This is a genomic window from Acinetobacter sp. HA (assembly GCF_000264725.1).
In the GTDB taxonomy this organism is placed as follows: domain Bacteria; phylum Pseudomonadota; class Gammaproteobacteria; order Pseudomonadales; family Moraxellaceae; genus Acinetobacter; species Acinetobacter schindleri.
In genome coordinates this window covers 21,490-27,699 of record NZ_AJXD01000083.1, presented here as the reverse complement: position 1 = coordinate 27,699, position 6,210 = coordinate 21,490, and the positions used below count along the sequence as shown (strand labels likewise).

Annotated in this window: 7 protein-coding genes and 1 pseudogene; 3 read left to right on the top strand and 5 right to left on the bottom strand. The window is 38.7% G+C overall.

What is annotated here, in order from left to right; translation table 11 throughout:
• Nucleotides 1–12: 12 nt before the first annotated feature.
• The 3 genes from HADU_RS11705 to HADU_RS16025 form a co-directional block, all read right to left on the bottom strand.
• Nucleotides 13–1,998, bottom strand: a complete 1,986-nt coding sequence (locus HADU_RS11705; protein ID WP_008306706.1) for an acyltransferase family protein — start codon at nucleotides 1,996–1,998, stop codon at nucleotides 13–15.
• A gap of 86 nt (nucleotides 1,999–2,084) precedes the next feature.
• Nucleotides 2,085–2,636, bottom strand: coding sequence for a M23 family metallopeptidase (locus HADU_RS11700; RefSeq protein WP_004815436.1), 552 nt, complete (start codon nucleotides 2,634–2,636; stop codon nucleotides 2,085–2,087).
• 176 nt (nucleotides 2,637–2,812) lie between these two features.
• Nucleotides 2,813–2,947 carry a hypothetical protein gene (locus HADU_RS16025; protein ID WP_004815433.1) on the bottom strand — a complete coding sequence of 45 codons (135 nt, stop codon included), beginning with the start codon at nucleotides 2,945–2,947 and terminating at the stop codon, nucleotides 2,813–2,815.
• 245 nt (nucleotides 2,948–3,192) lie between these two features.
• Between HADU_RS16025 and HADU_RS11695 the strand changes: the two genes are divergently transcribed.
• The 3 genes and pseudogenes from HADU_RS11695 (at nucleotide 3,193) to uraH (ending at nucleotide 5,464) form a co-directional block, all read left to right on the top strand.
• Nucleotides 3,193–3,927, top strand: a complete 735-nt coding sequence (locus HADU_RS11695; protein WP_004815431.1) for a 3'-5' exonuclease — start codon at nucleotides 3,193–3,195, stop codon at nucleotides 3,925–3,927.
• A 232-nt stretch (nucleotides 3,928–4,159) separates the two neighbouring features.
• A pseudogene (locus HADU_RS11690) lies at nucleotides 4,160–4,950 on the top strand (pseudouridine synthase).
• A 118-nt stretch (nucleotides 4,951–5,068) separates the two neighbouring features.
• Nucleotides 5,069–5,464, top strand: a complete 396-nt coding sequence (gene uraH, locus HADU_RS11685) for a hydroxyisourate hydrolase (RefSeq protein ID WP_034425031.1) — start codon at nucleotides 5,069–5,071, stop codon at nucleotides 5,462–5,464.
• Here the strand turns inward: uraH and HADU_RS11680 are convergent.
• Together HADU_RS11680 and HADU_RS11675 are read right to left on the bottom strand one after the other, a co-directional pair.
• Nucleotides 5,444–5,920 carry a hypothetical protein gene (locus HADU_RS11680; RefSeq protein WP_004815426.1) on the bottom strand — a complete coding sequence of 159 codons (477 nt, stop codon included), beginning with the start codon at nucleotides 5,918–5,920 and terminating at the stop codon, nucleotides 5,444–5,446. The genes uraH and HADU_RS11680 overlap by 21 nt on opposite strands.
• Nucleotides 5,921–5,923: 3 nt before the next feature.
• Complete coding sequence (locus tag HADU_RS11675) at nucleotides 5,924–6,187, bottom strand: hypothetical protein (RefSeq protein ID WP_008306700.1); 264 nt, start codon at nucleotides 6,185–6,187, stop codon at nucleotides 5,924–5,926.
• Between the last annotated feature and the right edge of the window lie 23 nt (nucleotides 6,188–6,210).

Genomic DNA, 6,210 nt, shown 5'->3' with positions numbered 1-6,210 from the left:
TTTTTTTTATAATTAATTTGCTTTTAAGTCTTTTAGTGGATTACCAAATTGTTTCAGATATTCAATCCCTAATTGACGTGAACCCTGATCATTAATATGGTTATCATCTTTTAGGCGATATAAAGGCACATCATTCACGATGATCTTACATACCTGCTGATCACAGATCACTTTGGTCGGATCAATGATTTTCAAATCAGGGTATTTCAGTTTGGCTTCAGCCAGAATCTGATTAAATGGTTTTAGATAAGTATCGTAGCTTTTTCTGGAAACCGTACATTGTGCATGTCGATTTAGAATCTCGTTACGGATATTACAGTCTGAAGGTATTCCATCCCAATCCAATCGTGGTACATCGTTCAGTATTACTACTTGATCACTCGCTTTGTGGGCAATTTCTAGCGCTTTCATCAAGCCGACTTTAAAGATTTCATTATTGCGCTGATGAATCCCATCTTTAAGTTTTACCTCATCTCCAAAATATGGCGCATAAGAACCGGCTAAAATAATCATTGGATAATGGGTTTTAGACAGATGTTCGGTAAGAGCATTATTACGTTGCTGAAACTTAATGAGTTCTTCCCAACGTCCGAGCTTTAACTCAGAACGCTGTATACCAGGCAAATAAAAAGTTGAACTCTGGGCAATATCATAACCACGTAAATTGGCATCTTTAGCCCATTCATCTAGCATTGCAGTATAGGCATTGGCATGTGAATCACCGATCAATAAGAAATCAATATCATCCTTCGTGTGTCCTAATATGCAATCTTTGGGATCAGGTAAGGTTTTCGGATTCGTATCCATACACTGGCTACGAATCACATGCGCATAAGCCTGCAATGCTTCCTGCTTGACATATACGGAGGGTGGAAACCGATCAGGAAAACCCTCATTGTTTTTAATAATCTGAGCGATAACAATAAAGATGATCGCAGGAATTACAAATCCGAGAAGAATCACCTTGTAATTGGCAGCCATTACAAAGCGTTTTAGGGGTTGTTCTGCCAGCTGATAGGTAAGAAATGCCAAAAGCACTGACAGCAGGAGAATGATGATCTGATTTTCTGTATTGAGTGGCAGCATATAAATGCCAAATAGCACGATAATCGGCCAGTGCCATAAATACAGCGGATATGAAATTTTTCCGATCCAGGTGCTCAGCTGATTACTGAGTAACAGATTGGTTGCGGGTACAGATTGGCCCAGATAAATAATTACTGCTGTTGCCAGACACGGAATCAGCGCCATAAGACCGGGAAATGGCGTGTATTGATCAAAATATATTGCTGCTGCAAATAAAACAAAGACTCCGAGCCACACCAGGATCTGTAGTAATTTTTTAGGGAGTTTTGGTCGTGGCAAACAGGTAATCAATGCGCCAATCAGTAACTCAAAAGCCCGGACCGGCATGCTGTAATAGGCCTTGGCTGGATTTTGCGTGAGTTGGTACTGAGCATAAACCAGTAGAACAATAATCAATGTACTGATCATCAACCAGAGATATTTGCGTGATGCTCTGGCAAGAAATAGCCATAATATTAAAGGCCAGAAAATATAGAACTGTTCTTCCACCCCTAATGACCATAGGTGCAATAGCGGTACATTTTCCACGCTCGGGCTAAAGTAATCCCCCACTTCATTGCGCATATAGAGATTCGCAATGAGCACAGTGGCATACATGAAACTCTTAAAATATTCAGTTAGTTCACCCGGCAGCATCACCTGCCAGGCAATCAGGCTAACCACAGCGAGTACGGTAAAATACGCTGGTGCCAAACGGACTACACGTTTTTTATAGAATCGTGCAATTGAAAATTGTTGGGCCTGAATATCGCGTGTGAGAATAATGGTGATCAGATAACCTGAAATCACAAAGAAGATATCTACACCAATATAGCCACCAGAAAATAGTGACCAGCCTAAATGATTGAAAATAACCAGAGATACCGCAATAGCACGTAGGCCATCGATATCTGGTCTGTAGGCAATACTCATAAAAACAGGAAAAGCGGGAGATAAGCTATTTTATGCCTTTCCAATTTCAGAATAAATTCTTTTATATTTATCTTACATTATGACGTTTATTCCAATTCCTCAGCTTTCAAGTAAGGATAAGGATTCGTAGCACCCTGCCCACTAAAATAAATTCCATAATGCAGATGTGGTGGCGTGGTTTTAGCATTACCGGTATTGCCCACATAGGCAATGACTTCGCCAGCTTCCACCCAGTCACCTTCCTGAATATGCTCAGCATATTCCTCCAGATGTGCATAATAATGCTGGCTCAGCTCCGGTCCCGTTACCCAGATCACTTTACCACCGAGATTATTTGTTCCAATATTTCTGATGATACCCTGGGTTGCACTCAGCACAGGTGTACCTCGTTGAGCAAAGATATCAATTCCTTCATGCTTACGGCCTGCACTTCGTGAAGCACCCCAAGTATCATTGAGCTGTCTTTGGGTCACACCTTCGACTGGAATGGTTAAAGGTTGTGATAAAGTTTCTTTTCTCAATTGCCAATATAGATAAGGACTTTTCCAGCCCGCTGACTCACCAGAAGGTGGTGGCTGACAGCCACTCAGGAGTATTAATATAGTAATCAGTAACAGGGAAGCGCTTAAATTCGGCACTGCAATTTCTCTTTCATTCTTCTTAGAATAATCTTATTCAATTCAATCTGATTACACGTGCTGTTCTTGTAATTTTTATTGATGATTCCTTTGAAAATTATTTTTTTCTCTTCTAAACAACAAAACCCTCTTATAGAGGGTTTTGTCATTGATTATCACCAATTCAAAATCATGGACTATTTACGTTTTTTCGCCCGTGATGGTTTAGATTTTTGAGGTTGCTGCTGTTGTTGCTGTTGTTCCTCATCCTGCATGGAATCCTTTTTGTCCTTTTGCTGAACCTGCTTATGTTTTGCCTGAGATCTAGCCATTTTCGACTCCTACTCATCTCGATCAAAAAGATTGTTTTTCTACTCTAACCACTATAAATAAATAACCAATGCCAGAGTCGTATCTAATTGCTTCAATGTAATTACACTTTAACTAAGTTATTCTGTTTTAAGTGGACATGGTTTTTTGTAATTACAAGTTTTACAGATTTTTGCAGACTGAAACATGAGATTACTCAGCGTATAATTTATATATTGAGATTTATAAATATGAAGCCAAGATTTTAGTGTCAGTTCCGACTGTAAAGATCACAGATTATGATGACTTTAACTCGGTCATTTTAACCCTGTATTGTTTATCTAAGATATTGGAAGAGTCCCTTCTCTGCCACAATAGTGATTTTAATATGGATATTCAGAAAACCTGGCAAGCAAGATTAAAATTTTTACAGATAGATGAGAGTGATCAGACAAAAATGGCTAAAAAAGAAGTGTTTATTTCCGTCGATATTGAAGCTTCCGGCCCGATTCCTGGGGAATATGATTTGCTATCTATCGGCATGTGTCTTGTCGATCAACCTGAGATCCAGTTTTATTGTGAATTAAAGCCGATCTCCCATAAAGCTGACCCGAAAGCCTTGGCCGTTAGCGGTTTCAATTTAGAAGATTTAACAAAAAATGGGATAGACCCCACCACTGCGATGCAGAATTGCGCCACTTGGCTTGAGCAACATCTTTCCAAATCTGAAACACCAATTTTTGTCGGATTAAATGCCGGTTTTGACTGGTCTTTTATGAATTATTATTTCCATAAATTTATCGGACACAATCCTTTTGGTGTTTCCTCACTCGATATTAAATCTCTTTATATGGGTGCATTTGGCGGACGTTGGTCAGATACACGGGCAAAGAATATTATTGAAATTTTAAAGCCACAAAGCAGAGGCAATCACAATGCATTACAGGATGCGATTTTTCAGGCTGAGCTGTTCCGTTTAATTTTAAAACAGATTCAGGTTTGATTTTATTAACACTTATAGCTGCACTTTACCCTTTTACAAGATACTATTCACAGGTTCAACTGCCAGCGGTTTCAAAAATATTTCGAGATAAGCAACACTTTAAGGCCGTCTTCCCTCATAATACCCATATATAAATCCACCGTTTTTTAGATTTCAATGGGAGATCACGACTATCCCCACGCGAAGAAATCTGCTCATTTTCAAATTTTTGTAATTATAGAAGTCTTTTCCTATGAAAATCGTCATTCTAAATAAACCTTATGACGTCCTCTCCCAGTTTCGTAAAGACGAAGCACACATGACGATGTCTGATTTCGTAGATGATCCTACACTGCGTCTGGCAGGTCGTCTCGATATGGACTCGGAAGGCTTGGTATTCCTGACCGATCATGGTGGTTTAAACCAGTTCATTACCAATCCTGCCAATAAAAATTCAAGACTTACCTGGTTCAGGTTGAAGGCGACGTGACTGAAGAAGCACTTGAGCAGTTACGTAAAGGTGTAGAGCTGAAGGATGGTATGACCTTACCTGCAAAAGCAATCAAGGTTCAGCAACCTGAATGGTTATGGGATCGCGATCCTCCGGTTCGTTACCGTGCTTCTGTACCAACGTCATGGGTAGAAATTTCGATTTGTGAAGGCCGTAACCGTCAGGTACGTCGTATGACTGCTGCCGTAGGTTTCCCGACTTTACGTTTGATCCGTACCAAAATCGGTTCTATTGATCTGGTTCAATTGGGTCTACAACCGGGTGAAACCAAAGAAATTGAACCTTTGCTTTACCCTGACTTCAAAGATGTACCCGCAGAAGAGCCATACCGTTCACGTTCTTACGTGAAAAAACCAGGTGGTACGGGTGGCAAACCACTCAATAAAAAAGTGAATAAAGACGGTACCAAGAAGAAAACCGGTACTCCACGTGTTTGGCAACTGGAAGAAGGTGAAAAACCACGTCGTAAGACCAATGGTACGACACGTCCAAATACCAAAGCACCACGTGGTCGCGGACGCGGTCGTGGATAATATTTAAATGAATCAATGAAAGCTCACGAAGGTGGGCTTTTTTTATTACATAACTTTAATATTTTTTATTTTTCAGTCTTTTAGAATAATTATAAGTATTCATTTTGTGATGGGTCTCATGAAAAAAATTATTTTTGCTTTAGCTGCGACTTCCCTTTCAACTTTTGGCTTTGCCAATCCACTCAGTGTGCATGTGCTAAATCAGGAAACTGGCCTGCCTTCTGCCAATATCACGGTAACTTTAGAAGCCCAGCAAGGTGAGAAATGGGTCAAACTCAATGAAGCCAAAACCGATAATAATGGCCGGATTAAAGAATTCTATCCTAAAGAGACTGCGCTACAAAAAGGTATTTATAAGGTGACTTTTAAAACGGGCGACTGGTTTAAGGCAAATAATCAACGCACCTTTTTCCCAGAAATTCCGGTTGTGTTTGTGATTGATGGTACTTTGGAGCATTACCATATTCCACTGTTGTTAAGTTCTTATGGATATTCAACGTATCGAGGGAATTGATTCACTATTGATAATTAGCACCTTATTTTCACTCTTTATTTGAATATCAAAGTAGTGTTCCAATTGAAATTCATTTCCATAAATATCTTCAAAATTAATAAGTATTTTGTATTTAATTTCATTACATTTATTTAAAAGTTCGGCTTCATTTATTGTTAGATAAGATGCTATCCAAACACTCTGGAAATCATTTATACGGTTTAATTTTCGTATTAATTTTAGCTTATCAACCCCACCTAAAACCTCAATAAAACAGGCTTTTTCTTTACCATCATTAAAAACTCTAAACTGAAAAAATGGTGCTTCTTGATATTCTATATTGGCATCTAGTGCATCAATAGAATGTGGTTTTAATCTAATTTTAGGATGAGTAAGCTCTAGTATAGGCTTCACAGATTCTTGTAGAGAATTATAGTATTTTTGCTGATCATCAACCAATCTTTTCTGCTGTTTCACACTTTACTTCATCTCATCAATTTGAAGCTGTAATGCTTGTTCTTGTTGTTCTAACGCTTTGGTATTTTGTTCAAGTTGCTTACCTTGTTGCACATAACCAAGTACTAGCCAAAGAAATGCCACAGGCGCAAAAATACCTGCAAGAAAATCACCTAATTCATTTAAAGATATTGGACTTTTCAAATCTCCGAAAAACCAAAATATAAAAATTATGGCTAACCAGACAACCGTAATTCCCATTCCCCAATTTAAACTCTTCTTATTCATATTCACATAAAAAAACCGATGCC